Origin of the sequence: Geodermatophilus obscurus DSM 43160, assembly GCF_000025345.1 — a bacterium.
Lineage (GTDB): Bacteria > Actinomycetota > Actinomycetes > Mycobacteriales > Geodermatophilaceae > Geodermatophilus > Geodermatophilus obscurus.
In genome coordinates, this window is record NC_013757.1 from 26,101 (window position 1) to 50,386 (window position 24,286).

Consider the following 24,286-nt stretch of genomic DNA (forward strand, 5'->3'; position numbering starts at 1 on the left):
GGCGCGGACGTCACGCCGGCGCATGCCCAGCCCGTCGACCCCCTCGCGGTCGGTCTGACGCGACCTGGCGTTATTCCTTCGCGGATGCAGATGAGCTCACTGCTCGCTCGAACGGCTTGACAAGCGTACGACGTACGAGAATAGTACGCCGTACGACGTACGGTGTACGAGTCGGGCGGCTCACGGCTCGACGTGAGGAGGCTTTCGTGGAAATCAGACAGCGACCGGATGCGGGAACCCGCCCGGTGCCGGGGGCGAGTTCGGCCGGGGCGGCGACGATGCGGGCCGCCGTCCAGCACCGCTACGGCCCGCCCTCGGTGCTCGAGTCGTCCGAGGTCGGGCTACCGCTGCCCGGTCAAGGCGATGTGCTCGTCCAGGTGGGCGCGGCCTCGGTACATCCCGGCGACTACTTCGTCATGACCGGTGAGCCGTACGTGGTGCGCCTGGTGTTCGGGCTGCGCCGGCCGCGCCACGGCATCCCTGGCCGGGACCTCGCCGGCGTGGTGGCCGCGGTCGGGAAGGATGTCACCGCTCTCCGCCCCGGCGACGAGGTGTTCGGCTGGAGCACGGCTGGAACGCTCGCGGAGTACGCCTGCGTCCCGGCGGACAACCTCGTGGCCGTGCCTGCCAACCTGTCGGTCGGGGACGCGGCAGCGGTGCCCACGTCGGCCCTGACGGCGTTGCAGGCACTGCGCGATATCGCGAACGTCCGACCGGGCCAGACGGTGCTGGTCACGGGCGCGTCGGGCGGCGTGGGCTCCTTCGCCGTACAGATCGCCAAAGCGTTCGGCGCCGAGGTGACCGGTGTGTGCAGCACCCGCAACGTCGACCTGGTCCGGTCGCTCGGTGCCGACCACGTCGTCGACTACACGAGGACCGACTTCACCCGCACCGAGAAGCGCTACGACGTCATCCTCGACAATGTGGAAGCCCAGCCCCTGGCGGCTGTCCGCCGAGCGCTGACGCCCACCGGCACCCTCATCCCCAACAGCGGCCGCGGTGGCCGCTGGCTCGGCCCCCTCGCTCGGATCATCAGAGCGCGCGTGCTGTCCGGGTTCACCCGTCAGCAGCTGAAGCCCTTCCTGTCGGTCGAGAAGCGCCAGGACCTGCTCACCCTGGCCGACCTCCTCGCGACCGGGCAGGTCACGCCCGTCATCGACCGCACCTACCCCCTCGACGAAGCAGCCGACGCCCTCCGCTACGTCGCGGCCGGCCACACCCGAGGGAAGGTCGTGATCGCCGTCTGACGACCGGACCGACGAGAACGACCCAACCCGTGCGTATGCACGCCCAGACCTGCCGCCACTCCGGCGGACGGACCGCTCCTCTCGAAAGAAAAACCGATGACCATCCGAACGACAACCCCGAACCTGCTCGACAACCCGCCGATCCCGGTGCAGGCCAAGATCGCCGCCGCATGGACCAGCCTCATGTTCCTCATCCTTTACATCGACTACTTCCACCTCTACCAGCCCGGCGAAATCGACTCAATTCGCGGTGGCGTCATCTTCGAGTTCGACATCAGCGGGACATTGATGTCCATTTTCTTCGTGGTCATCGCGATCCCGACCCTGATGATCATGCTCTCCATGACGCTGCCCGCCCGGGTGAACCGCGCCACGAACCTCGTCGTTGCATCGCTCTACATCCCCGCCTGCGTGTTCAACGCGGCAGGGGCGACCTGGGACTACGCCTTTTACTACGCCCTCACTATCGGAGTCGAGGTGCTGATCCTGGCCTTCATCCTCCGCTCCGCCTGGACCTGGCCAGGCCGCACCGCATCACCGGCGACCCTGGCAGCCAGCCTCGACAGCGAGCCACTCCGCACGCCGCAGCTGGCATGACTGCCCGCCCCGCGCCCGACCATCCTTCGCTCGCCCCACCCGCGGGCACGGTCACCTGCCTCAGCGTTCGCTGCTGAGCACTCCGTCCTACTCCATCCCCCAGAACGGTCCCGGTCATGATCGAGGCGCGCGAGCTCACCAAGCGCTACGGCGACACCACCGCCGTGCACTCCCTCAGCTTCACGATCGTGCCCGGGACCGTCACCGGGTTCCTCGGCCCGAACGGCGCCGGCAAGTCCACGACCATGCGCATAGTCATGGGACTGGACCGGCCGACGTCGGGCACCGTAACCGTCAACGGCAAGCCCTACCGGCAGCACCGTGCCCCGCTACGCGAGGTCGGCGCCCTGCTGGAGGCAAGCGCCGTGCACCCCGGCCGCAGCGCCCGCTCACACCTGCGCGCCATGGCCGCCACCCACAACATCAAGGCCTCCCGGGTCCGCGAGGTCATCGAGATGACCGGCCTGGCCGGGGTCGCGACCAAGCGCGTCGGAGGGTTCTCCCTCGGCATGGGCCAGCGCCTGGGCATCGCCGCCGCCCTCCTCGGCGACCCCAGGACGCTCCTCCTCGACGAGCCGGTCAACGGGCTCGACCCCGAGGGCGTGCAGTGGGTCCGCCAGCTCGTACGCGCCCTGGCCGCCGAAGGACGAACCGTCTTCCTCTCCTCGCACCTGATGAGCGAGATGTCCCAGACCGCCGACCAGCTCCTGGTGATCGGCCGCGGTCGCATCATCGCCGCCGGCCCGGTCCAGCAGGTCATCGACTCCGTCGCCGGCGGCGCTGTGCGGGTGCGTTCCCCGCGCGCCGGTGAGCTCGCCGCCGCTCTGGCCGCCGACGGTGCGACCGTCACCTCGCCCGGGGCCGGGACGCTCGAGGTAAGCGGGACCACCGCGGAGCACGTCGGCGAGGTCGCCTTCAGGAACGGGCTGCTGCTGCACGAGCTGTCCGCGCGCCGCGCCAGCCTCGAGGAGGCGTACCTGAGCCTGACACAGGACGCGGTCGAGTACCGCGCCCACACCACCACCACCACTTCCAGGACCGCGAAGGCCCAGAACCGATGAGCACCCTGACCGCCGACCCCCCGACGACCTCACACGCCGCCACCCCGCCCGCCGCCGCGCAGGTGCAGCCCACCTTCGCGGGGGTCGTGCGCGGGGAGTGGATCAAGCTGTTGTCGCTGCGCTCGACGTGGTGGGCACTGACCTCGACTGGCGCGCTCATGACGCTGGCATCCGTGGCCTACGCCATGTCGCTGAACGCCATGGCGGAGGACCCCGTGACGGCCCCGGGCATCAAACAGATGCACGGCGCCGAGATCGTCGCGAGCGGCTTCCCCTTCGGGATGCTGATCATCGCCGTCCTGGGCGCCCTGCTCATCACCGGCGAATACGCCACCGGCTTGATCCGCTCCACGTTCGCCGCAGTCCCGACCCGGCTCCCCGTCCTTGCCGCCAAAGCCCTCACCCTGGTCGTCCTGACCGCCGCCGTGGCACTCGTCAGCGTGACCTTGTCCTACTTCGTCACCATGCCCCAACTCTCGCAGTACGACCTCGTCCCAGCGCTGGACGACCCAGGCACCTGGCGCGTGTTCGGCGGCGCCCTCTACTCCCTCATCGCCGCCGCCCTGTTCTCGCTCGGCATCGGCACGCTCCTACGCTCCACCGCTGCCAGCGTGACCGCTGCCCTGACCGTGCTGCTGCTGCTGCCCGGCATCCTCAGCTTCATCCACCTGGACTGGGTAGAGACCATCGTCAGCTACCTACCGCTGCCGGCGTCCTCAGCGTTGCTGACCACCGGAGCAGTCGAGACGCAAGGTGTTTACCTCTCCGCACAAGCGAGCCTGATCGTGTTGGCCGCATACGCTGTCGTCCCTATCGCGGCGGCCGCCGTCACGCTGCACCGACGCGACGCCTGACGCTCGCCGCCCCGAAGATCCCAAGGAGCTGAGCACCCTGGCTGGGAAGAACATCGCCGTCACCGAGCACTTGGTGCTGCGCCCGATGGCGAGCGGCGACGCCCCGGCGCTGGCGGCATACCGCAGCGACCCGGTGCAGGCCCGCTACCAATCGTGGGAGACGCCCTACCCCGTGGACAGCGCCCAGGCGCTCATCGCCGAGATGCGCGAAGTGCGGTTCGGGCAGCCCGGCTCCTGGCTCCAGGTCGCCATCGAGACCGCCGGGCGGCTGATCGGCGACGTCGCGGTCCGCGTCGACGGAGACGATCCGCGTCAGGCCGAGGTCGGGTTCACGCTCGCCGCAGACGTGCAAGGCCGCGGGTTCGCCACCGAGGCACTGCGCGCGGTCATATCGCTGTTGTTCACCGAGCACGGCATCCACCGGATCTTCGCCGACTGCGACGCCCGCAACGTCCGCTCAGTAGCACTTCTCGAGCGCGTCGGCATGCGCCGCGAAGCGCACCACCGCAAGTCCACCTGGTGGAAAGGCGAGTGGACCGACGAGTACGTCTACGCCGTCCTCGCCGAGGAGCGGCGGGACGAGAAACGTGGGGGCCACTAGGAGCGGCAAGTAGGTTTGCCCTGCTCGATAGATTGGCTCCCCGCGTTGACGACCTCCCGCCTCGATCGTGTGACGGCGCATGCGCCCCGGCTCGCCGCGGGGTTTCCGTCGGTGGCACCCTGTAGACACCTGGTTGTGGACGTCTTTGTGGACGGACGTGTGGGTGAAGGAGGGTGACCATGTCGATCGCAGAGAGCAGCGCGTCTGTCGAGGTCAGTGAACTCACCCCCGAGGAGGCCGCCGAGGCCTTCGACCGAGTCGCCCGCACCGCCTTGGACCTGAGTGGGGAAGAGTTCCTCGCGGCCCTCGACGAGGGCACGTATGACGACGTCGATCCCGATAACCGCCCCGGGTTGCTCGACGTACTCATGGCGCTACCTCTCGTACGCTGACGCCTCGTGCCGGGAGCGTCGCCGTATCAGGCGGTCGAGGCGTTCCTGGCACCTCTCGAACGAGCGGTGGCCTGCCTCGGCGCGGGCAAGATCCTCGTCTCGCCCGGCGGTCGGGCGACCACTGGCAAGACGCACGTCTGGAGCCTGAACGGCGGAGACGGCCTCGTACTGCGCGGTGACGCGGCCGGCTGCCGGTTCCTGGCGTCCATGCACTACCGGATCATCCCGACCGACCCCGAGAAGTACGACATCCAGGAGGGGCGCTGGCGGGTCACCACATCGGCCTACCTGTACGAGTTCCGGGCGCCGGACAACGCGAAGGTGTGGGCGATGCACTGGCATCCGGCCGGCAAGAGCCACGCCACGTTCCCGCACCTCCACCTCTACACCGTCCGCCCCGACGGGCACTTCCCCACGCCGCGGCAGACCCTCGAGTCTGCGGTGCACTGTGCATCGAGATGGGAGCGGAGCCGCAGAACGCCCAGTGGCGCACCGTGCTGGCTGAGTCCGAGGGGATCCACCAGCTGTACCGATCCTGGTCCGAGGACCCGTCACCGCCGGCAGGTGGCCGGTGAGGCCGCGCCCTACCGCGTCGAGGCAGGATGCGGGCGGTCAGCCGGGAGTTCACCCAGCTTCCCCACAACCAGCTCCCCTCCGACTGCGCCGCGCTGGGGGAAGGGTGGGCCGCAGGCCCATCCCGCAGGGACGCGCAGCGCCCTTCCGGCGGCCGGCGCAGTCAGAGAGGCTCTTGCGGATGTGGGGGCGGGTGCTGTCGTCAGGGCAGTGTCCGAGGCGACTGCTGCGGTGGCCCCAGTCCGCACACAGTCCGCAGATGGTCCGCAAAACGGCCAAAACCGGCCAAACGACAGCCGAGAGCAGCCATCGGTAAATGCGCTGGTCAACCGCCGTCTTAAGTCACAGCCCACTGCGCCAAACCACCCCTCAGTCGATTTTGCAAGGCGGGGGTTAGGGGTTCGATTCCCCTCGTCTCCACCCCCTCGACGGGTCGACGGGCCTGCGATCCCTCACCGCGAGGCGGGGCCTCGGCGCACCACTGAGCCGGTGCCGTCGACCCTGTCCGCGTGAGGCCCCCCGCGGGGCGTGCAGCCGGTCGACCCCCCCGACGACCACCCGTCGGCGCGACGAGTCGACGTGCCGCCCGTGCAGGGCCGGAAGCACCCGCGCGGCGCTCGTCGATCCGGGGCCGCCGTCGCCTACCCGGGCTCCGACTGCAACGGCGGTCATGCCCGCCCCGGGCATGGCGGACGGACCGTCCCGGCCCTCGTAGGGAGCCTGCCCACGGCGTTCGGACGGCTCGGCGCGGTGACGATCCGCGGCCGGCGTCCATGGTTACTGTCGCCGCCTCGCCGTCACGAGATCCCGGAGGGCCCGACGTGAGCACCCAGCCGCCGACATCCGATGCGCCGCTGCCTGCCGGGCGGCCGGAGCAGGCAGGGCCGCCTGCCGGGCGGCCGGAGCAGGCAGGGCCGCCTTCCTGGCAGCCGGCGCAGGGACCGCCGCCTTCCTGGCAGCCGGCGCAGGGACCGCAGCTGCGTCAGCCCGGCTCCTTCCGGCACGGCTTCGCCCTCGGGCTGGGGGTGACTCTGGGCGCCGGCGTGGTGCTGGCCGTGGTGGCCCTGGGACTGACGGTGGTGATGGTGCTGGCCCTGGTCGGGCTGACGGCAGGCGGCGACACCGCTCCCAGCGGGCCGCCGACGGAGACCGTGTGGGGTGCGGCGGATGCCCCGGCGCGGCTGATCGCCGTCCCGGTCACCGGCGTCATCCTGGGCAGCGAGAGCGACGGCGTCACCTTCGGCGGCGCGACCTACGGCTACGACGTCGCCGACACGATCGACGCCCTGGAGACCGAGGACGCTGATGGTCTGATCCTGGAGCTCAACACCCCCGGAGGCACGATCCACGGCTCCCGCGCCATCGCCGACGCCGTGGAGCGCTACCAGAAGCGGACCGGCAACCAGGTGCTGGCCCACGTGCAGGGCATGTCGGCCTCGGGCGGGATGTACGCCATGGCAGGGGCCGACCAGATCGTGGCCGACCACGGCAGCCTCGTCGGCAGCATCGGCGTGATCATGGGCCCCTTCCAGCGTTTTCGCGACGTCACCGGGATCCCGGGCTCGCTGCTGGAGCCGGGCGTGACGACGGACGGCGGCGTCACCGAGGAGTACCTCACCCGGGGCCGCGGCAAGGACTTCGGCAACCCCTACCGGGACATGACCGAGGAGGAGCGGGCGGTCCTGGGACGCGGCCTGGACCGGGAGTACGAGGCGTTCGTCTCGTGGGTGTCCCAGGCGCGAGGCATACCGCCGCAGACGATCGTCGACGAGCTGGGTGCCTTCGTCTTCGACAGCTACACCGCCGTCGACCGTGGTCTGGTCGACCGGGTCCTCGGCCGCGAGGAGGCCTACCGCCACGCCGCCGAGATCAACGGCGCCGACCCCGATGACACCCGCGTGGACCGGGTGGTGGCGCCGGGCCTCGTCGAGTCCCTCCTCGCCGCGAACGGGCCACTGGGCGGCATCGGTGCCGCCGCGGTGGAGGGCGACCCCGGCCGCAGCACCGTGTGCGCCGGCGCTCCGATCGTGCTCGCCTACCACGGGGAACTCTCGGCCGCCTGCACCCCCCGCTGAGGCACCCGCGTCGGCCAGGACCTCCGGCACTGGACGCTGCTCCCTCCCTGCGTCACCGTCGCCCCGGCCGCTGGCCCACCGGCCGGGCGGGCCGGGGCCTCGTGACGGAGGAGGAGCCGTGGCGCGCAAGAGCCTGGACTGCCGGACGATCCCCAGCGAGCGCACCTGCGCCGTGCAGATCTCCGGCGAGGAGGACGAGGTCCTCGAACTGGCGGTGGCGCACGCCGTCACCGCGCACGGGCACACCGACGGCCCGGAGCTGCGCGAGGGGCTGAGGGCCGGGCTCCGGGACGAGGAGGAACTCCTGGCCGAGCCGGGTTCCTTCCTGCAGCTCATCGAGTTCCACGCCCGCGACCTCGACGGCTTCAGCCGCATCGTCGAGGACTGGCGCGAGCGGATGGGCCGCGAGACGACGGCCCGCTGGGGCGTGGTCGCCGCCGACCACGACCGCGCCGACACCTACGTCGAGATCGTCGCCTTCCCCGACCACGCCTCGGCGATGCGCAACTCCGAGCACCCGGTGACCAGCGACTTCGCCAAGCGGATGCAGGAGGTCACCGAGGGGGAGGCATCCTTCCGCAACCTCGACGTCCAGCGCGTGCTGCGCATGTAGAAGGACCCCCTTGCCCCCCGCCACTCGCAGGCTCGCGGCGGGATCCTGGAAGGGGGCCGTGGTCCGCTCCCCGTGCTCGCGGGGCGCGGACCAGTGGGAGAGTGGGCGTCGTGACTGAAGCGACTCCTGCACGCCGTGCCGTCCTGCACACCAACCACGGCGACATCACCGTCGACCTGTTCCCCGACCACGCCCCCAAGACGGTCGCGAACTTCGCCGACCTGGCCGAGGGCCGCCGCGAGTGGACCCACCCGCAGACCCGCGCGAAGACCACCGACCGCCTCTACGACGGCACCGTCTTCCACCGGATCATCGACGGCTTCATGATCCAGGGCGGTGACCCGCTGGGTCAGGGCATCGGCGGCCCGGGCTACCAGTTCGGCGACGAGATCCACCCCGACCTCGCCTTCACCAAGCCCTACCTGCTCGCCATGGCCAACGCCGGCCCCGGCACCAACGGCTCCCAGTTCTTCATCACCGTCGCGCCCACCACCTGGCTGACCGGCAAGCACACGATCTTCGGCGAGGTGGCCGACCAGGCCGGCCGGGACGTCGTCGACCGCATCGCCAAGGTGAAGACCGGTCGCGGCGACCGCCCGGTGGAGGACGTCGTCATCCAGTCGGTCGAGGTGCAGCGCAGCTGACCACCAGCCCGGACGACGGGGGCGCCGGCCCCGGCCAGCCGCAGCCGGCGCCCCCGGCACCGACCTGCTACCGGCACCCCGACCGGCCCACCCGCATCTCGTGCACCCGCTGTGGTCGGCCGATCTGCCCGGAGTGCATGACGCCGGCCTCGGTCGGCTTCCAGTGTCCCGACGACGTCCGCGCGGGCAACGCCGGCGTGCGGCAGGTCCGGCAGGCCCCGCTGCTGCAGCGGGCCGGTCGGCGCTTCGGTGCGGTCACGGTCAGCCTCATCGCGCTCAACGTGGCCATGTTCGTCGCCACCGCCGCCTCTGCGGGCCTGGTCGGCGCGAACCCGCTGGACAACCAGCTCTCGCCGCTGTTCGCCCGGCTGGCGCAGATCCCCGTCCTGGTCGAGCTGGGGGAGGACTGGCGGCTGGTCACGGCGGCGTTCCTGCACATCGGCCTCATGCACCTGGTGCTCAACATGCTGGCGCTGCTGGTCTTCGGCTCCGAGCTGGAACGCCAGCTGGGCCGGTGGCGCTACCTCGCCGTCTACCTCGTGTCGCTGCTCGGCGGCGCGGTCGCGCTGCAGCTGTTCGGTGAGCCGGGACGCCCGGTCGCCGGGGCCTCGGCCGCGATCTACGGCCTGCTCGGCGGGCTCGCCGTCGTCATGCTGGCCCGCCGGGAGGACCTGCGCGGCCTGCTGACCCTGCTGGCCATCAACGTGCTCATCAGCTTCCTGCCCGGCGTCTCCCTGCTGGGGCACCTGGGCGGGCTGGTGGCCGGCTTCGTGGCCACGGGGGTGGTCGTGCTGGCCCGGCGGCGCACCGAGCTGCAGGTGCTGGGCCTCATGCTGCTGACGGCGGTGCTCGTGGTGGTCGCGCTGACCGTGTCGACGCTCGTCGTCCTCGGTTGAAGGACCACCCTTCCCCCCACGCTCAGCAAGCTGGCCTCGTCCGGAGGCTCAGCCCGAGCTTGCGAGGGTTGAGAGGGACGAGGTCCTTCTACCTGCAGGAGGGCCGCCTGCCCTGGACGGGGCCGGTCAGCCGGGCCGCAGGTCGCGCAGCACCCGGGCGACGTCGCCCGGGTCGGCGCCCAGGTCCCGGCGGCCGAGCAGGACCAGGTCGCCGTCGTCGTCCGGGCCGGCGGCGGTGTCCAGCTCCAGCAGCCGCGAGCGCAGGCCCCAGCGCCGGGTGTCGCGCACCCGGACCTGCAGCCGTCCCCAGGGCAGCTCGGTGGTGCCGCCCAGCCGGCGGACGACGACCCCGGCCGGCCCGGCGGCCAGCCGGGGGCGGAGCAGGCGGTCGCGCGCTGCCAGCGCCAGCAGCAGGACGGCGGCCGCGCCGACGAGGACCCGCCCGAGCGGGTCGAGGACCACGGCGGCCAGCCCGAGCAGGAGCCCCGTGACCGCGAGCACCGCCGACTCCCCGGGTCGCGGCGACCACTCCACGCCGTCCAGCCTCCCAGTACAAGGACCCCGTCCCCCTCACGCCTCGGAGAAGGACCCCCTGCCCTCCGCCACTCGCAGGCTCGCCGCCGGATCCTGCAGGGGCCGGCGAGCCTCTGGACGGGGCCAAGGGACGGACGTGTGGACGTCCTACCATTCGGCGCAGGCGGGCGTGATGCCGCCCACGTCGACGAGGAGTGGTCATGCGAGATGCCGTCATCTGCGCCGCGGTGCGCACCCCTGTGGGCAAGCGGGGCGGTGGACTGTCCGGTGTGCACGCCGTGGACCTGTCGGCCACCGTGCTGGACGCGCTGGTCGAGCGCACCGGCATCGACCCGGCCGTGGTCGAGGACGTGTTCTGGGGCTGCGTGAGCCAGGTCGGCGAGCAGACCTTCAACATCGGCCGCAACGCCGTCCTGGCCGCGGGCTGGCCGGAGTCGGTGCCCGGGACCACGATCGACCGGCAGTGCGGCTCCTCCCAGCAGACCGTCGCCTTCGCTGCCGCCACGGTCATCAGCGGGCAGGCCGACGTCGTGGTCGCCGGCGGCGTCGAGTCGATGAGCCGGGTCCCGATGGGCGCCGCCCGCGCGGACGGCTCGGCGGGCAAGCCGTTGGGGCCGCGCTTCCTCGAGCGCTACGGCGGGGTCTTCCCCAACCAGGGCATCGGCGCGGAGATGATCGCCGAGCGCTGGGGCTTCTCCCGCACCCAGCTCGACGAGTTCTCGCTCGCCTCGCACGAGAAGGCAGCCAAGGCGCAGGCCGACGGCGCCTTCGAGGAGGAGATCGTCCCGGTGACCACGCCGGACGGCACCGTGGTGAGCGCCGACGAGGGGATCCGCCCCGGCGGCACCCTGGAGAAGCTGGGGTCGCTCAAGACCCCGTTCAAGGAGGACGGCGTCATCAGCGCCGGCAACGCCAGCCAGATCTCCGACGGCTCGGCCGCGCTGCTGGTCACGACCTCGGAGCGGGCCCGCGAGCTCGGCCTGCGCCCGCTGGTGCGCATCCACACCACGGTCATGGCCGGCGACGACCCGGTCATCATGCTGACCGCGCCCATCCCGGCCACGCACAAGCTGCTGCAGCGCTCGGGCCTGTCGGTCGGGGACATCGGCGTCTTCGAGGTCAACGAGGCGTTTGCGCCGGTGCCGCTGGCCTGGCAGGCCGAGACGGGAGCCGACGTCGACCGGCTCAACCCCCGGGGCGGCGCGATCGCGCTGGGCCACCCGCTGGGCGCGTCGGGCGCGCGCATCATGACCACGCTCGTCCACACCATGCAGGCCACCGGCACCCGCTACGGCCTGCAGACGATGTGCGAGGGCGGTGGGATGGCCAACGCGACCATCCTGGAGCTCGTCACCGACTGAGATCTCCACAGGCCCCCGACGACGGCCCCCGGTCCCCCGCGGACCGGGGGCCGTCGCCGTCCGGGGGACGACGCCCGTGGCGGCCGGGATCTGCCGTGGTCAGGACGCGTGTCGCGCTACCACACGACGGGTACGGCGGCACCTGGGCTCCCGCCCGAGGGCTGACGCCATGTCGACTCGTCCACAGATGTGTGCACAGCTGGGGATGGACTCACAGGGGTGTAGTTACTGGGGTGCCCTTCTCGTCACATCTGCCACACCCCTGGTCAAACCGCAGGTCAGCGCCTCGCGGTCGAACACCCGTTCTCCACACGTCGTGGACAACCCTGGGGGTTCAGCGCTTTGTCGACCTGTGGACAGCCCGATACCGCTGTGCACAGCGCCGCCTGTGTACAACACTGTGCGTATCTGGCTGGTGACAGGAGAGCGGCCCCCGTCCCGGGTGGGACGAGGGCCGCGGAAGTTGCTCACCGGCCCTGCTGCAGGGGCCGCTGCGAGCTCGTGAGCGGTGGGGCAGCAGGGTCCTCCCTCAGCGCCAGCGCATCGACATGACGAGGCCGGCCACCATGAGGCCGAACCCGATGGCGAAGTTCCAGGCGTTGAGCCCGGACATGAACGGGATGCTCTCGCCGGCGACGTAGAAGACGACGATCCACAGCAGCCCGAGCAGCATCAGGGCGACCATGAGCGGGGCGTACCACCGCGGGCTGGGCTGGACGGCCCGCGCGCTCGCCGTTCCGGACTGCAGGGTGCCCTGCGGCGGCGTGTAGGCCGACTTCTTGCGCACCTTGGACTTGGGCACCGTCGTACTCCCTCCGGGGCCGGTCCGTCGCGACCGGCCGTGAGCGTTCCCCAGCCTAAGCTGCAGGGGTGGCCACAGCCCGCACCCTGCGCCCGCGGATGACCCGTGGGGGAGCCGCGTGGGCCGCGCTGGTGCCCGTGGTGGCGCTGGCGGCGGGGCTGCTGTTCGCCACCTCGAGCCAGACCGCCCAGGGCACCGACCTGCGAGGGGGCGAGGCCACCGAGCTCTCCGCGCTCATCCCCGCCCGGGGGGACGTCGTCGCCGCGCAGGAGGACCAGCTGACGGCGCTGCAGGCCCAGGTGCAGGCCCTCACCGACCAGGCGGCGTCCCGCAACGGCGACGTGGCCGCGGCCCGGGACGCCGGGCAGGCCGGAGCGCTCTCCGCCGGTCTGGTGGCCCTCACCGGTCCCGGGGTGGAGATCACCCTCGACGACGCCCCGCGGCGGCCGGACGGCTCGCTGCCGATCGGCGCCCGCCCCGACGACGTCGTCATCCACCAGTCCGACGTGCAGGCCGTCGTCAACGCCGTGTGGGCCTCCGGCGCGGACGCGGTGGCGATCATGGACCAGCGGCTGATCGCCACCAGCGCCGTCCGCTGCGTCGGCAACGTCCTGCTGCTGCAGGGCCGCACGTACTCCCCGCCGTTCGTGGTGACCGCCATCGGGGACGCCGGCGCCATCCGCGCCCAGCTGGCCGCCTCACCGCAGGTGCAGGTGTTCCGGCAGGCGGTGGAGGACTACGGGCTGGGCTTCGCCGTCGAGGACCGGGCAGAGATCACGCTGCCCGCCTACGACAGCCCGCCGGCCATGGAGTACGCCACAGCCGCTGACGGCTGACCGCGCCCTCGGTGTACACAAGGACCGTGAGCCGTCCCGTCCTGGTCGTCGACAACTTCGACAGCTTCGTCTACAACCTGGTCCAGTACCTGGGCCAGCTGGGCGTGCAGTGCGTCGTGCGGCGCAACGACGCCGTCACCGTCGACGAGCTGCCCGACCTCGACGTCGCCGGGGTGCTGCTCTCCCCGGGTCCGGGGACGCCCGCAGGCGCCGGGGTGACCGTGCCGATGGTCCGGGCCGCCGCCGAGGCGGGCACGCCGGTCCTGGGCGTGTGCCTGGGCCACCAGGCGATCGGTGCGGCGTTCGGCGCCGAGGTGGTGCGCGCGCCGGAGCTGCTGCACGGCAAGACCAGCCACGTGGTGCACGACGGCGTGGGCGTGCTGGCCGGGCTGCCGTCCCCGTTCACCGCCACCCGCTACCACTCCCTCGCCGTCGACCGCGACACCGTGCCCGCCGAGCTGGAGGTCACCGGGACGACGCCCTCGGGCATCGTCATGGCGCTGCGGCACCGCGAGCTGCCCATCGAGGGCGTGCAGTTCCACCCCGAGTCGGTGCTCACCGAGGGCGGTCACCGGATGCTCGCCACCTGGCTGGAGGCCTGTGGCCTGACCCCCGACCCGGCCGCCGTGGAGGCGGCCAGCGCCGCGGCCCACCGGCTCACCACGGTGGCCACGACGGCCTGAGAGAGGACCCCGTCCTCCCCACCCCTCGCAGGCTCGGGGCGGGCCCCTGGATGGGGCCGGATGGCGCAGGCCCCTCCCCGGTGTGGGGGAGGGGCCTGCGTCGTGCGCGACGGCTCAGCCGCCCGCTGGCGTTTCGCCGGTGTCCGGGTCGGTTCCCGTCCCGGCGTCGGGGGCGGGGTCGGCGATCAGCAGGGTGATCGGATCACTCGCAGCGGCCTGCGTACCCGCGGCTGGAGTGGTGCTCACCACCTGGGACTGCTGGACGTCGTCGCTTGTGGTCCGCGTGACCGTGACGTTGGTGAAACCGGCTCGCTGGAGAGCGGCGCGCGCCTGGGCCTCGGACTGCCCCACGACGTTGGGCACCGGGATCTGTTCCTCGCCGGCGGAGACCTGCAGGGTGATCGGCTCGTCCGCGGACGCCTGCTGGCCGCCGGAGGGGTCGGTCGCGACGACGGTGCCCTCGGGCTGGCCGGACTCCACCTGCTCGGCGGTGACGTTGGTGAAGCCCGCGCTCCGCAGCGCCTGGGTGGCCGCCGCCTGCTGCTGACCGGTCACGTCGGGCACCTCGGTGGTGCCGTCGGACACCTGCAGCGTCACGGTCGTGCTCGGGTCGACCGACTGACCCTCGCCGGGGGTGACGTCGACGACCTGGTCGGCGGGCGAGAGCGAGTCGACCTCCTCGGTCTGCACGTCGTCGAACCCGGCGTTCGCCAGCGTGGTCTCGGCGCGGTCGACGTCCAGGCCGATGACGGCGGGGACCTCGACCGTGTCCGGCCCGACGCCGACGACGAGGTCGACGGTGCTGCCCTGGTCGACCTGGGTGCCGCTGGACGGGTCGGTGCCCAGGACGGTGTCGACCTGGGACTCGTCGCTGGTGACCTGGGTGGTCACCGTGCCGACGGTCAGGCCGGCGGCCTGGAGGTTCTGGGTCGCCGTCGCCTGGTCCTGGCCGGCGACGTTCGGCACGGAGACCTGTGGGGCCGTCGGGGTCGCCGCCGGCGCCTCCTCCCCGTCGGAGCCGATGAGCAGCGCCACGGCGATCACGCCGCCGAGGACCAGCACTCCGGCGATGACGGCGGCGATGATGCGGTTGCGCCGGCGCTTGCGGGCAGCGTCGTCGTCCTCGTCGTCCCAGTCGACGTCGCCGTACCCGCCGGGCGGGGCGCCGATGATGGCGGTCTTCGCGGCGTCGCCCATCACCGGCGTGGCCTCGACCGGCTGGCCGGCCATCGCCCGCAGCAGGTCGCTGCGCATGTCGGCGGCCGACTGGTACCGGTTCGCCGGGTTCTTGCTCAGCGCCTTGAGCAGGATGGCGTCGAGCTCCGGCGGGATGGCCGGGTTCACCGACGACGGCAGGCGCGGGTCCTCGCGCACGTGCTGGTAGGCCACCGAGACGGGTGAGTCGCCGGTGAAGGGCGGCGCGCCGGTGGCGAGCTCGTAGAGCAGGCAGCCGACCGAGTACACGTCCGAGCGGGCGTCGACGCTCTCGCCGCGGGCCTGCTCGGGGGAGAGGTACTGGGCGGTCCCTATCACCGCGGCGGTGGAGGTCATGGTCGCGGCGGAGTCCGACACCGCCCGGGCGATGCCGAAGTCCATGACCTTGACCGTGCCCTGGGGGGTGACCATCACGTTCCCGGGCTTCACGTCGCGGTGCACGATGCCGTTGCGGTGGCTGAAGTCCAGGGCGGCGCAGATGTCGGCCGCGAAGTCCATCGCCCGCGCCGGGGAGAGCACGCCCTCCCGGCGGAGCACGTCCCGCAGGGTCTCGCCCTCGACGTACTCCATGACGATGTACGGGGTGGCGCCGCTGGACGACCGGTCCTCGCCGGTGTCGTAGACGGCGACGATCGCCGGGTGGTTGAGCGAGGCGGCGGCCTGCGCCTCCCTCCGGAAGCGGACCTGGAAGGAGGGGTCGCGGGCGAGGTCGCTGCGCAGCACCTTGACCGCCACCTCGCGGCCGAGGCGCAGGTCGCGGCCGCGGTGCACCTCGGCCATGCCGCCGCGACCGAGCACCCCGCCGATCTCGTAGCGCTCGCCGAGCACCTGGGGCGTGGTCATCGGAGGTCCTCTCGGGCGGTGCGGTCCTGCGAGCGGGCGGGGCCCGGCGGAGCGCAGCGGACGGCTGGGCCGCCGGGCAGCGTAACCGCTGCGGCCCGCACGACCCGGGCGGCGCGAGGGGCGCGGCTCACGCCCCCGGGCCCGCTTGCGGGGGCAACTGCTGGCCCGGCGCGTTGTCCGCCTGGGGGTCGGCCGGGTCAGCGGGGACGGTCGCCGTCGGCGTGTTGCCGGGGAGCGCGGACTCGGTCGGCGTGGTGGCGCCGTCGCCCCCCGCGCCGCCGCCGTCCCCCGCGCCGGTGCCCGGTCCGGTGTCCTGGTTCGTATCCTGCCCGCCGCCCTGGCCGTTCCCCCGGCCGCCGCCCTGGCCGCTGCCGCCGTCCTGGTTGCCCTGCCCGCTGCTCGTGCTCGGGGCCGGGGCGGCGGTGGTCCGGGTCGGGGCCGCGGTGGTCGGGTCCGCGGGGGCCTGGTCCTGGTCCCCGGTGTCCTGGTCGCCGGTGTCGGGCGTGTAGTCGGCGGGCGCGTAGAACAGCGTGACGGTGGAGTCCGGGGCCACGTTGGCGTTGAAGGGGTCGGTGGTGACGACGTCGCCCTCGTCGAGCGCCTGGCCCAGCTCGGCCAGCTGCGCGGCGCTGGCCTCCTCCGTCGTCACCTGCAGGCCCAGGTCGATCAGCCGTTGCTCCACGTCGTCGACCGGGTCGCCGATGTAGCCGGTGCTGTCCACGAACACGGTCCCGGCGGCGCTCGGGGCCGACGCCGCGGGTGCCGAGGTGGAGGGGGCGGCGTCGGTGGCGGGGGAGTCCGCGCTGTCGGGACCCAGCAGGGCCCACAGCCCGCCACCCAGCAGCCCGAGCAGCACCAGGCCGGCGACCAGCCACAGCCAGCGGTTGCGCCGGCGGCCGTCGTCCCGGGTGGGCCGTGCGGCGTACCGGTCGTCCTCGTCGTCGTCCTCCGTGCGGCGCAGTGGCGGCATGGCGCCCGCCGACGTGCGCGCCCCGGTGGCGGCGGCGCCCCCGGCCGAGGCGGCACCCAGCACCTGGGTGCGGGAGTCGGCGAGGTCGTCGACGACCTCGGTCTGCGCGGTCGGGGCGGCACCGAGGGGGTACGGCGGCGTCGTCCCCGGCGCGGCGGCGGCCAGGCCGTTCCCGGAGGCGACCGACCGGATGGCGGCGGCGAAGGCGGCGCCGTCGGCGAAGCGGTCGGCCGGGTCCTTGGCCAGGGCGCGCTCGATCAGGTGTCGCACCGCGGGCGGCACGTTCGCCGGCAGCGGGGGCGGCGGGCGGTTGATGTGCGCCAGGGCCACCGCGACCTGCGACGTCCCGTCGAACGGCCGGCCGCCGGTCAGGCACTCGTAGCCGACCACGCCCAGCGAGTAGACGTCGGAGGCGGCGGTGACCTCGAAGCCCTGCGCCTGCTCGGGGGAGAGGTACTGGGCGGTGCCGACGACCATGCCGGTGCGGGTCAGCGGTGTCGCGTCGCGGGCCCGGGCGATGCCGAAGTCGGTCAGCTTCACCACGCCGTCGGGGCGCACGATGAGGTTTCCCGGCTTGATGTCGCGGTGGACGACGCCGGCGTGGTGGGCCGCCGAGAGCCCGTCGGCGGACTGGCCCAGGACGTGCAGCGTCCAGTCGACCGGGAGCTTGCCCTCCTCGTGGAGGATCGTGACCAGCGGCTTGCCCTCGACCAGCTCCATGACGAGGAAGGCGAGCTGCGAGCCTCGCTCGTCCTCGGTCTCGCCGTAGTCGTAGACCGAGGCGATGTTGGGGTGGGACAGCGCGGCGGTGTGCCGGGCCTCGTTGCGGAAGCGGGCCACGAAGCTCGGGTCACCGGTGAACTCGCTGCGCAGCACCTTGGCGGCGACCACGCGGTCGAGGACGCGGTCCCGGGCCCGCCACACCTCACCCATGCCGCCGGTGGCGATGGGTGCGGTGATCTCGTAGCGCCCGGCGAGGATCGTCCCGGTCGACAGTGGCATCAGCCGCCCTGCCCGTCGAGGTAGGCCTGCATGACGTCCCGGGCGATGGGGGCGGAGACGTCGCCGCCCGTGCCGCCGCCGTTGGCCACGAAGACCGCCACGGCGATCTGCGGGTCGTCGGCCGGGGCGAACCCGATGAACCAGTTGTGGTCGGGGCCGGCGTTCTCCGCCGTCCCGGTCTTGCCCGCGACGGTGACGCCGGGGATCCGGGCGCGCCGGCCGCTGCCGTTCTCCACGACGCTGGTCATCATCTCGGTCAGCTGGCCGGCGACGTCGGCCGAGAACGGTTCGCCGAGCTCGTCGGGGTCGGTCTGGTCGATGACCGACAGGTCGGGCGCGCGCACCTGGTCGACGAGGTAGGGGCTCATCAGCGTCCCGTCGTTGGCCACCGCGGAGGCGATCATCGCCGCCTGCAGCGGGGTGAGCTGGACGTCCTGCTGGCCGATCGAGCTGACCCCGAGCTGGGCGTCGTTCTCGATGTCGCCGAGCGTGCTGCCCTCGACGGTCAGCGGGATGTCGAAGCCCTCGCCGGTGATGCCGAAGGCCTCGGCCATCTCCCGCACGCGGTCCTCGCCGAGGTCGATGCCCAGCTGCGCGAAGGCGGTGTTGCAGGAGACGGTCAGCGCGTCGAGCAGGCTCTGCTCGCCGCTGGGGTCGCAGGCCGAGCCGCCGAAGTTCTCCAGCGGCGTCGAGGTCCCCGGCAGGACGAGCTCCCGAGGCGCCGGGATGACGGTGTCGGAGGTGTACTCGCCGCTGGACAGCGCGGCGGCGGAGACGACCACCTTGAAGATCGAGCCAGGGGAGTAGCGCGCGTCGATGGCCCGGTTGAGCCGGGGGTCGATCTCCAGCGAGTCCAGCTGGTCGGAGTACGCGCGGATGGCGGCCGGCTCGTGGCTGGAGAGCTGGTTCGGGTCGTACGTCGGGGTGCTGGCCATGCCCAGCACCGCCCCGGTCGCGGGGTCGAGGGCCACGACCGCGCCGGTGACGCCCTCGAGGCCGGCCATCGCCGTCTCCTGCACCGCCGGGTCCATGGTCAGGACGACGTCGCCGCCGGAGGGGTCCCGCCCGGTGAACAGGTCGGCGAGGCGCCGGACGAACAGCCGGTCGTCGGTGCCGGAGAGCACCTCGTTCGCGGCCCGCTCCATCTGCACGTTGCCGTACACGAGCGAGTAGTAGCCGGTCACCGGGGCCCACACCGGGCCGTTCGCGTACTGGCGCAGGTACGTGAGCCGGTCGTCGGTCGGGACCGAGTTGGCGATCTCGGTGCCGGCCACGACGATCGAGCCCCGCTCGCGGTCGTACTCCTCGGCGAGCACGCGGGTGTTGCGGCCGTCGGAGCGCAGCTCCTCGGAGCGGACCACCTGGATCACGTTGACGTTGACGATCAGCAGCGTGAACAGGACCAGCACGCTGATCGCGACGCGGCGCAGCGGGGCGTTCACGTCTGCACCACCTCGGTCGGGGCGTCACCGAGCGCCGGCTTCGGGGGCCCGGTGGGGGCGGCCGGGCGACGGGCGGCGTCGCTGATCCGCACCAGGACGGCGACCAGCACGAAGTTGGCCACCAGCGACGAGCCGCCGTAGGCGAGGAACGGCGTGGTGAGGCCGGTCAGCGGCAGCAGTCCGGTGACCCCCCCGAGGACGACGAACACCTGCCAGGCGATCGCGAACGCCAGGCCCGCGGCCAGCAGCTTGCCGAAGGCGTCGCGGACGATCAGCGAGGTGCGCAGGCCGCGCTCGACCAGCACCAGGTAGACGATGATCACCGCGACCAGGCCGAACAGCCCCAGCTCCTCGCCGACGGCGGCGGCGATGAAGTCGCTCTTGGCCACCGGCACCTGGTCGGGACGGCCTCCGCCGAGCCCGGCCCCGAACAGCCCGCCGGTGCCCAGGCCGAACAGCGCCTGCGCCACCTGGAAGCCCGAGCCGTCGTAGTACTCGAACGGGTCGAGCCAGGAGTCGACGCGCTGCTGGACGTGGCCGAACAGCTGGTAGGCGATCAGCGCGCCGCCGGCGAACAGGCCCAGGCCGATGACCAGCCAGCTGGCCCGCTCGGTGGCCACGTAGAGCATCACCACGAAGATGCCGAACAGCAGCAGCGAGCTGCCCAGGTCGCGCTCGAAGACCAGCACCAGGATCGACAGCCCCCAGGCCACCAGCACCGGGCCGAGGTCGCGGCCGCGCGGCAGCTCCAGGCCCATGACGCGGCGGCTGGCCAGCGCCAGGACGTCCCGCTTGTCGACCAGGTAGGCGGCGAAGAAGACGGTCAGGCAGATCTTGGCGAACTCGCCGGGCTGGATGCTGAAGCCGGCCACCCGGATCCAGATCTTGGCGCCGTTGACCTCCGACAGCGAGGCCGGCAGCAGCGCCGGGATGGCCAGCAGCACCAGGCCGATCAGGGCCAGCGTGTAGGCGAACCGGGACAGCAGCCGGTGGTCGCGGAGCACCAGGAGCACGCCCACGAACAGGACGAGGCCCAGCGTGGCCCACACCAGCTGGACGGGGGCGTCCTCCCGGCTGACCGTGCTGCCCGCCTGCTGGGCGGCCAGGTCGAGCCGGTGGATGAAGGACAGCCCGAGGCCGATGAGCAGCGCGACCGCCGGCAGCAGCAGCGGGTCGGCGTAGGGCGCCCACCTGCGGACGACGAGGTGCGCGACGGTCCACAGCGCGGTGAACCACAGGCCGAAGGTGGCCAGCTCCGTGGTCAGCGAGCCGGTGACGGTGAGGTCGACGATCGCCTGGGCGACCAGGGTGATGAGGACGGCGAAGCCGAGCAGGGCCAGCTCGGTGCCCCGGCGCTTGGGCGGGGTCGCCGTCCCCGCCGCTGCGGCGCGGGGGTCGGTCGGGGGGCCAGAGGTCACTGGGCCTCCTCGCACGCTCGTCGGACGCGTGTCCTCCGCGGTGCTGTGCTCATCGGTGAGCTCACGAGCTCGCTCACTGGGCCTCCCGGCAGTCCACCCCGGGCTCGAGCGTCGCCGTGGCGCGCTGCGACGTGGGCGCGGGAGTACTGGGGGCGGCGTCGGTGGGGGCGGCGTCGGTCGGCGCCGCACCGTCCGGAGCCGGCGGAGGGGACGCCGGGGGTGTCGTGGTGGGGGCGGCCGCGGACGGCGCGGGGTCGTCCTCGACGGCCGGGCACAGCGGCAGCCGCTGCTCGCGCAGCATGGAGACGATGCGCTCGGCGTGCTCGGCGTCGGTGGCGTCGATGCCGCGCTGCACCTTGCTGGCGGCGACCGGCGTGAGGTCGACGACGGGGAGGTCGGTGACGCCGGAGACCTGGTTGAGGTCCACGCCCAGCAGCGAGGTGTCCAGGCCGCGGAACACGGTCACCCGCTCGCCGGCGTCGGTCGGCTGCACGCCGACGAACCAGTTGGACAGCACCCACAGGTAGGCGCCGACGGCGGCCGCGCCGAGCAGGACGACGGCGGCGAGCGCCGCCAGCACGCGGCGCCGGCGGCGGCGCGGGGGCGGCGCGGCTGCCCCGCCGGCACTCGCACCCGACCCGGCGGCCGGCGGTTCCGGCCGCGGATCGGCCAGGGCGGCCCGCCCGGCGGCCGAGCGCGGGTCGACCGCGCGCTGCCCGACGTTGTCGCCTGCGGCGCCGTCGACGACCGGCTCGACCGGGTAGGTGCCCTCGCCGTCGTCCTCGACGACGTCGGCCACGATCACCGTGATGTTGTCGGGCCCGCCGCTGCGCAGCGCCAGCTCGACGAGCCGGTCGGCGGTCGACTGCGGGTCGGGGTCCTGCAGCGCCTCGGCGAGGGTCTCCTCGCTGACCACGCCGGACAGCCCGTCGGAGCAGAGCAGGTAGCGGTCGCCGGCGCGGGCCTCGCGCATCGACAGGTCCGGGTCGACGTCCTGGCCGTTGAGGGCGCGCAGCAGCAGCGAGCGCTGCGGGTGGTGGTTGGCCTCCTCGGGCGTGATGCGCCCGTCGTCGATCAGCGTCTGGACGAACGTGTCGTCGTGGGTGATCTGCTGCAGCACGCCGTCGCGCAGCAGGTAGGCGCGCGAGTCGCCGACGTGGCACAGCGCCAGCCGGCCGCCGGCGAACAGGACGGCGGTGAGCGTGGTGCCCATGCCCTCCAGGTGAGGCGACTCGCGGATGACCTCGCGCAGGTGCTCGCTGCCGTCGAAGACCGCCTCGCGCAGCGCCTGCAGCATGTCGCCGGAGGGCGCGTCGTCGTCCAGGTGCTCGAGCGCGGCGATGACGACCTTGCTGGCGACGTCGCCGGCCGCGTGCCCGCCCATGCCGTCGGCGACGGCGAGCAGTCGCGGCCCGGCGTAGACGGAGTCCTGGTTGTTGCCGCGGACCAGGCCGCGGTCGGACCGGGCCGCGTAGCGCAGCGCGAGGGTCATCGGGGGTGGCTCCCCGTCGTGCGGCGGGTCACGAGCGCAGCTCCAGGGCGGTCTGTCCGATGCGGATCGGCTGGCCCGGCCCGACGAGCAGCGGGCCCTGGACGCGCTGCTGGTCGAGGTAGGTGCCGTTGGTCGAGCCGAGGTCCTCGACGTACCACTGGCCGCCGCGGTTGGTCAGCCGCGCGTGCCGGGAGCTGGCGAAGTCGTCGGTGAGCACCAGGGTCGAGTCGTCGGCGCGACCGATGAGGATCGGCTGGTCGCTCAGGGTGATCTTGGTGCCCGTGAGCGGGCCGGCGGTGACCACGAGCGTCTTCGGGCCCCCGCGGGCCTTCTTCTTCCCGGGCGCGGCCGCGCGCGGCGGCACCGACGCGACCCGCCCGGCGCGGCCGCCGAACAGGTCGGCCCGGACGACTCGGAACGCGGCGAAGATGAACAGCCACAACAGCAGGAGGAAGCCGAAGCGGAAGATCTGCAGCACGATCTCGGCCGTCATGGCGCGACCCGCCTCACGCGCCGTCCTGCCGGTAGACCAGCACCGAGTGGCCGATGCGGATGACGTCGCCGTCGGCGAGCGGCTGGCGGGTGATGCGCCGGCCGTTGACCAGGGTGCCGTTGGTCGACCCGAGGTCCTCGGCGATCGCCGTTCCGTTGTCCAGGACGACGTCGACGTGCTTGCGGCTCACCCCGGTGTCCGGGAGGCGGATGTCGGCGTCGGTGCCGCGGCCGATGACGTTGCGCCCGGTGGTCAGCTCGTGCCGCGTGCCGGGGCCGTCGACGAGCAGGACGTGGGTCGCGCCGGGGCGGCTACCGGCGCGCCCGACCACGGTCGAGGGCGACTGCCGGCCGGTGTCGGTGGCCATCCGGCCGCCCTGCAGCGGGGGCAGCGGCGGGACGGCGCCGCTGCGGGGGCCGACCGGCTCGTCGAGGCGGGGACCCGGCTTCGCCGACGGGTCGGCGACGTGCGAGCTGACCTCGAAGACGCCGGTGGGCAGCTCCTCGTCGCGCTCCAGGCGCACCTGCACGGCGTCGAAGACCTGGTACCCCTCGCCCTCGATGTGCTCGGTGACCATGTCGGCGAGCTGGGTGGCCAGCTGCTCGGACCACTCGGCGAGGTGCTCGTAGTCGGTGGAGCCCAGCCGGACGTCGTAGATGTTGGGCGCGAGGACCCGGCCCTCGCCCATCACCGAGCGCTGCTCGTCGGCCTCGCGGGTCAGGGCCTTGGCGATCTCGGCCGGGTGGACCTTGCCCTTGAAGATCCGGGCGAAGGCCAGTCCGACCATGCCCTCCAGCCGCCGCTCGAAGCGCTGCAGCACACCCACAGTCGCTCCCTTGCGCTCACGCGTTCGTCCGGTCTGCCATCGATGATCGTAGCTGTCAACGGAGCGGCCAGCCGGGGACCGACTCACGTTCCCCGGGTGCGCTCCGGACCCGCCGGGACGACGTCCGACCCCCTCCTCGGGTTCCCCGGACCGGCTGCTACTGTGCTTCCTCGCCAGGGCAAGTGGCGGAATGGCAGACGCGCACGGTTCAGGTCCGTGTGTCCGAGAGGACGTGGGGGTTCAACTCCCCCCTTGCCCACAGGTGCGACCAGGGCCCCGGGGAGACCTCCCCGGGGCCCTGGCGTCGGGTGGCCCCTGCAGGTGGAAGGACCCCCTCCTCCCCACCGCTCGCACGCTCGCGGCGGTGCCCGGGAGGGGGCCGGGCGGTGGGCGGCAGGGGATCCTTCCTCAGGCGGTGCCGGCCCGTTCCTGCAGGAAGGCCGCGGAGTCGTAGTAGGTGCGGACCCCGGTGAGCCGGTCCTCGTCGCCCTCGATGACGGTCACCCCGCGGTACCGGAACGGCTTGCCGCTGCGCAGGGTGCCGGTCGAGGTCCACTCCAGGGCGGCGCTGTCCTCGCCGACGACGCTGTGCGTGAAGGTGGTCTCCAGGTCGCCGAAGACGTTGCGGTAGTCCTCCCAGAAGGTCTTCGCGCCGTCCTTGCCCGTGGTCTGGTGGTGTTCGTCCAGCTTGACGAGCTCGGCGTCGTCCCCGGTGAGGTCCACCATGGGCTGGACGTCGCGGTCGCTGTCGATCCGGTGCAGCGCATCGGTGAAGCGCTCGGTCATGGAGTGCATCGCGGTCCCCCGGTGTGCGGC

At 72.8% G+C, this 24,286-nt stretch carries 23 protein-coding genes, 2 tRNA genes and 1 pseudogene; 16 read left to right on the top strand and 10 right to left on the bottom strand.

The window, feature by feature from the left end:
- Nucleotides 1-116 precede the first annotated feature (116 nt).
- The 12 genes and pseudogenes from GOBS_RS00105 (at nucleotide 117) to GOBS_RS00150 (ending at nucleotide 9,553) form a co-directional block, all read left to right on the top strand.
- Nucleotides 117-1,247 carry an NAD(P)-dependent alcohol dehydrogenase gene (locus tag GOBS_RS00105; RefSeq protein WP_341776412.1) on the top strand — a complete coding sequence of 377 codons (1,131 nt, stop codon included), beginning with the start codon at nucleotides 117-119 and terminating at the stop codon, nucleotides 1,245-1,247.
- A gap of 96 nt (nucleotides 1,248-1,343) precedes the next feature.
- A complete protein-coding gene (locus tag GOBS_RS00110; protein ID WP_012946273.1) occupies nucleotides 1,344-1,844 on the top strand; it encodes a DUF6326 family protein in 501 nt (166 codons plus the stop codon).
- 116 nt (nucleotides 1,845-1,960) lie between these two features.
- On the top strand, nucleotides 1,961-2,905 hold the full coding sequence (locus GOBS_RS00115; protein WP_012946274.1) for an ABC transporter ATP-binding protein: 945 nt from the start codon (nucleotides 1,961-1,963) through the stop codon (nucleotides 2,903-2,905).
- Nucleotides 2,902-3,759: an ABC transporter permease subunit gene (locus GOBS_RS00120; protein WP_012946275.1), complete on the top strand. Its 858-nt coding sequence runs from the start codon at nucleotides 2,902-2,904 to the stop codon at nucleotides 3,757-3,759. The genes GOBS_RS00115 and GOBS_RS00120 overlap by 4 nt, the downstream gene beginning before the upstream one ends.
- Before the next feature lie 73 nt (nucleotides 3,760-3,832).
- Nucleotides 3,833-4,360: a GNAT family N-acetyltransferase gene (locus GOBS_RS00125; protein ID WP_279432629.1), complete on the top strand. Its 528-nt coding sequence runs from the start codon at nucleotides 3,833-3,835 to the stop codon at nucleotides 4,358-4,360.
- Nucleotides 4,361-4,539: 179 nt separating this feature from the next.
- Nucleotides 4,540-4,752, top strand: coding sequence for a hypothetical protein (locus tag GOBS_RS00130; RefSeq protein WP_012946277.1), 213 nt, complete (start codon nucleotides 4,540-4,542; stop codon nucleotides 4,750-4,752).
- Nucleotides 4,753-5,635: 883 nt separating this feature from the next.
- Nucleotides 5,636-5,745: transfer RNA gene (locus GOBS_RS26935), tRNA-OTHER, on the top strand.
- A 605-nt stretch (nucleotides 5,746-6,350) separates the two neighbouring features.
- A complete protein-coding gene (locus GOBS_RS00135; protein WP_166487230.1) occupies nucleotides 6,351-7,400 on the top strand; it encodes a S49 family peptidase in 1,050 nt (349 codons plus the stop codon).
- A 118-nt stretch (nucleotides 7,401-7,518) separates the two neighbouring features.
- Entirely contained in the window at nucleotides 7,519-8,013 is a 495-nt protein-coding gene (locus tag GOBS_RS00140) for a DUF1059 domain-containing protein (protein ID WP_012946280.1), read from the top strand.
- Between the two features lie 110 nt (nucleotides 8,014-8,123).
- Complete coding sequence (locus GOBS_RS00145; protein WP_012946281.1) at nucleotides 8,124-8,657, top strand: peptidylprolyl isomerase; 534 nt, start codon at nucleotides 8,124-8,126, stop codon at nucleotides 8,655-8,657.
- Nucleotides 8,654-8,788, top strand: a pseudogene (locus GOBS_RS29545) (hypothetical protein); the annotation flags it as partial. The gene GOBS_RS00145 and the pseudogene GOBS_RS29545, both read left to right, overlap by 4 nt.
- A gap of 6 nt (nucleotides 8,789-8,794) precedes the next feature.
- Nucleotides 8,795-9,553, top strand: a complete 759-nt coding sequence (locus GOBS_RS00150; protein ID WP_041241246.1) for a rhomboid family intramembrane serine protease — start codon at nucleotides 8,795-8,797, stop codon at nucleotides 9,551-9,553.
- Nucleotides 9,554-9,679: 126 nt separating this feature from the next.
- Here GOBS_RS00150 and GOBS_RS00155 read toward each other — a convergent pair whose 3' ends face one another.
- Nucleotides 9,680-10,087: a PH domain-containing protein gene (locus GOBS_RS00155; RefSeq protein ID WP_012946282.1), complete on the bottom strand. Its 408-nt coding sequence runs from the start codon at nucleotides 10,085-10,087 to the stop codon at nucleotides 9,680-9,682.
- Nucleotides 10,088-10,287: 200 nt separating this feature from the next.
- Here GOBS_RS00155 and GOBS_RS00160 point away from each other — a divergent pair, with 200 nt between their 5' ends.
- A complete protein-coding gene (locus GOBS_RS00160) occupies nucleotides 10,288-11,448 on the top strand; it encodes a thiolase family protein (RefSeq protein WP_012946283.1) in 1,161 nt (386 codons plus the stop codon).
- Nucleotides 11,449-11,977: 529 nt separating this feature from the next.
- On the opposite strand, the gene crgA is transcribed toward GOBS_RS00160, so the two are convergent.
- The gene (crgA, locus tag GOBS_RS00165) at nucleotides 11,978-12,250 is read right to left on the bottom strand and encodes a cell division protein CrgA (protein ID WP_012946284.1); all 273 of its coding nucleotides are present in this window, start codon (nucleotides 12,248-12,250) and stop codon (nucleotides 11,978-11,980) included.
- Between the two features lie 68 nt (nucleotides 12,251-12,318).
- Here crgA and GOBS_RS00170 point away from each other — a divergent pair, with 68 nt between their 5' ends.
- Both GOBS_RS00170 and GOBS_RS00175 read left to right on the top strand, forming a co-directional pair.
- Nucleotides 12,319-13,086 carry a DUF881 domain-containing protein gene (locus GOBS_RS00170; RefSeq protein WP_012946285.1) on the top strand — a complete coding sequence of 256 codons (768 nt, stop codon included), beginning with the start codon at nucleotides 12,319-12,321 and terminating at the stop codon, nucleotides 13,084-13,086.
- Nucleotides 13,087-13,112: 26 nt separating this feature from the next.
- A complete protein-coding gene (locus GOBS_RS00175; RefSeq protein ID WP_041241249.1) occupies nucleotides 13,113-13,769 on the top strand; it encodes an aminodeoxychorismate/anthranilate synthase component II in 657 nt (218 codons plus the stop codon).
- A gap of 114 nt (nucleotides 13,770-13,883) precedes the next feature.
- On the opposite strand, the gene pknB is transcribed toward GOBS_RS00175, so the two are convergent.
- From pknB to GOBS_RS00210, 7 genes are all read right to left on the bottom strand, one after another.
- Nucleotides 13,884-15,827, bottom strand: coding sequence for a Stk1 family PASTA domain-containing Ser/Thr kinase (gene pknB / locus GOBS_RS00180; RefSeq protein WP_012946287.1), 1,944 nt, complete (start codon nucleotides 15,825-15,827; stop codon nucleotides 13,884-13,886).
- Between the two features lie 127 nt (nucleotides 15,828-15,954).
- Entirely contained in the window at nucleotides 15,955-17,799 is a 1,845-nt protein-coding gene (locus GOBS_RS00185) for a protein kinase domain-containing protein (protein WP_012946288.1), read from the bottom strand.
- Nucleotides 17,799-19,241 carry a peptidoglycan D,D-transpeptidase FtsI family protein gene (locus tag GOBS_RS00190; RefSeq protein ID WP_012946289.1) on the bottom strand — a complete coding sequence of 481 codons (1,443 nt, stop codon included), beginning with the start codon at nucleotides 19,239-19,241 and terminating at the stop codon, nucleotides 17,799-17,801. The genes GOBS_RS00185 and GOBS_RS00190 overlap by 1 nt, the downstream gene beginning before the upstream one ends.
- The gene (locus GOBS_RS00195) at nucleotides 19,238-20,659 is read right to left on the bottom strand and encodes an FtsW/RodA/SpoVE family cell cycle protein (RefSeq protein ID WP_012946290.1); all 1,422 of its coding nucleotides are present in this window, start codon (nucleotides 20,657-20,659) and stop codon (nucleotides 19,238-19,240) included. The genes GOBS_RS00190 and GOBS_RS00195 overlap by 4 nt, the downstream gene beginning before the upstream one ends.
- Before the next feature lie 73 nt (nucleotides 20,660-20,732).
- A complete protein-coding gene (locus GOBS_RS00200; RefSeq protein WP_012946291.1) occupies nucleotides 20,733-22,151 on the bottom strand; it encodes a PP2C family protein-serine/threonine phosphatase in 1,419 nt (472 codons plus the stop codon).
- 28 nt (nucleotides 22,152-22,179) lie between these two features.
- Nucleotides 22,180-22,644, bottom strand: a complete 465-nt coding sequence (locus GOBS_RS00205; RefSeq protein WP_012946292.1) for an FHA domain-containing protein FhaB/FipA — start codon at nucleotides 22,642-22,644, stop codon at nucleotides 22,180-22,182.
- 13 nt (nucleotides 22,645-22,657) lie between these two features.
- On the bottom strand, nucleotides 22,658-23,470 hold the full coding sequence (locus tag GOBS_RS00210; RefSeq protein ID WP_012946293.1) for an FhaA domain-containing protein: 813 nt from the start codon (nucleotides 23,468-23,470) through the stop codon (nucleotides 22,658-22,660).
- Between the two features lie 176 nt (nucleotides 23,471-23,646).
- On the opposite strand from GOBS_RS00210, the gene GOBS_RS00215 reads away from it, so the two are divergent.
- Nucleotides 23,647-23,729: transfer RNA gene (locus GOBS_RS00215), tRNA-Leu, on the top strand.
- 149 nt (nucleotides 23,730-23,878) lie between these two features.
- Here the strand turns inward: GOBS_RS00215 and GOBS_RS00220 are convergent.
- A complete protein-coding gene (locus tag GOBS_RS00220) occupies nucleotides 23,879-24,256 on the bottom strand; it encodes a nuclear transport factor 2 family protein (RefSeq protein WP_166487231.1) in 378 nt (125 codons plus the stop codon).
- Nucleotides 24,257-24,286 lie beyond the last annotated feature (30 nt).

Excerpts from the sequence above, each read along its gene's own strand:
- GOBS_RS00110 (WP_012946273.1), top strand. The coding sequence starts at position 1,344 with ATGACCATCCGAACGACAACCCCGAACCTGCTCGACAACCCGCCGATC.
- GOBS_RS00115 (WP_012946274.1), top strand. The coding sequence starts at position 1,961 with ATGATCGAGGCGCGCGAGCTCACCAAGCGCTACGGCGACACCACCGCC.
- GOBS_RS00120 (WP_012946275.1), top strand. The coding sequence starts at position 2,902 with ATGAGCACCCTGACCGCCGACCCCCCGACGACCTCACACGCCGCCACC.
- GOBS_RS00130 (WP_012946277.1), top strand. The coding sequence starts at position 4,540 with ATGTCGATCGCAGAGAGCAGCGCGTCTGTCGAGGTCAGTGAACTCACC.
- GOBS_RS00150 (WP_041241246.1), top strand. The coding sequence starts at position 8,795 with ATGACGCCGGCCTCGGTCGGCTTCCAGTGTCCCGACGACGTCCGCGCG.
- GOBS_RS00160 (WP_012946283.1), top strand. The coding sequence starts at position 10,288 with ATGCGAGATGCCGTCATCTGCGCCGCGGTGCGCACCCCTGTGGGCAAG.
- pknB (WP_012946287.1), bottom strand. The coding sequence starts at position 15,827 with ATGACCACGCCCCAGGTGCTCGGCGAGCGCTACGAGATCGGCGGGGTG.
- GOBS_RS00185 (WP_012946288.1), bottom strand. The coding sequence starts at position 17,799 with ATGCCACTGTCGACCGGGACGATCCTCGCCGGGCGCTACGAGATCACC.
- GOBS_RS00200 (WP_012946291.1), bottom strand. The coding sequence starts at position 22,151 with ATGACCCTCGCGCTGCGCTACGCGGCCCGGTCCGACCGCGGCCTGGTC.
- GOBS_RS00205 (WP_012946292.1), bottom strand. The coding sequence starts at position 22,644 with ATGACGGCCGAGATCGTGCTGCAGATCTTCCGCTTCGGCTTCCTCCTG.
- GOBS_RS00220 (WP_166487231.1), bottom strand. The coding sequence starts at position 24,256 with ATGACCGAGCGCTTCACCGATGCGCTGCACCGGATCGACAGCGACCGC.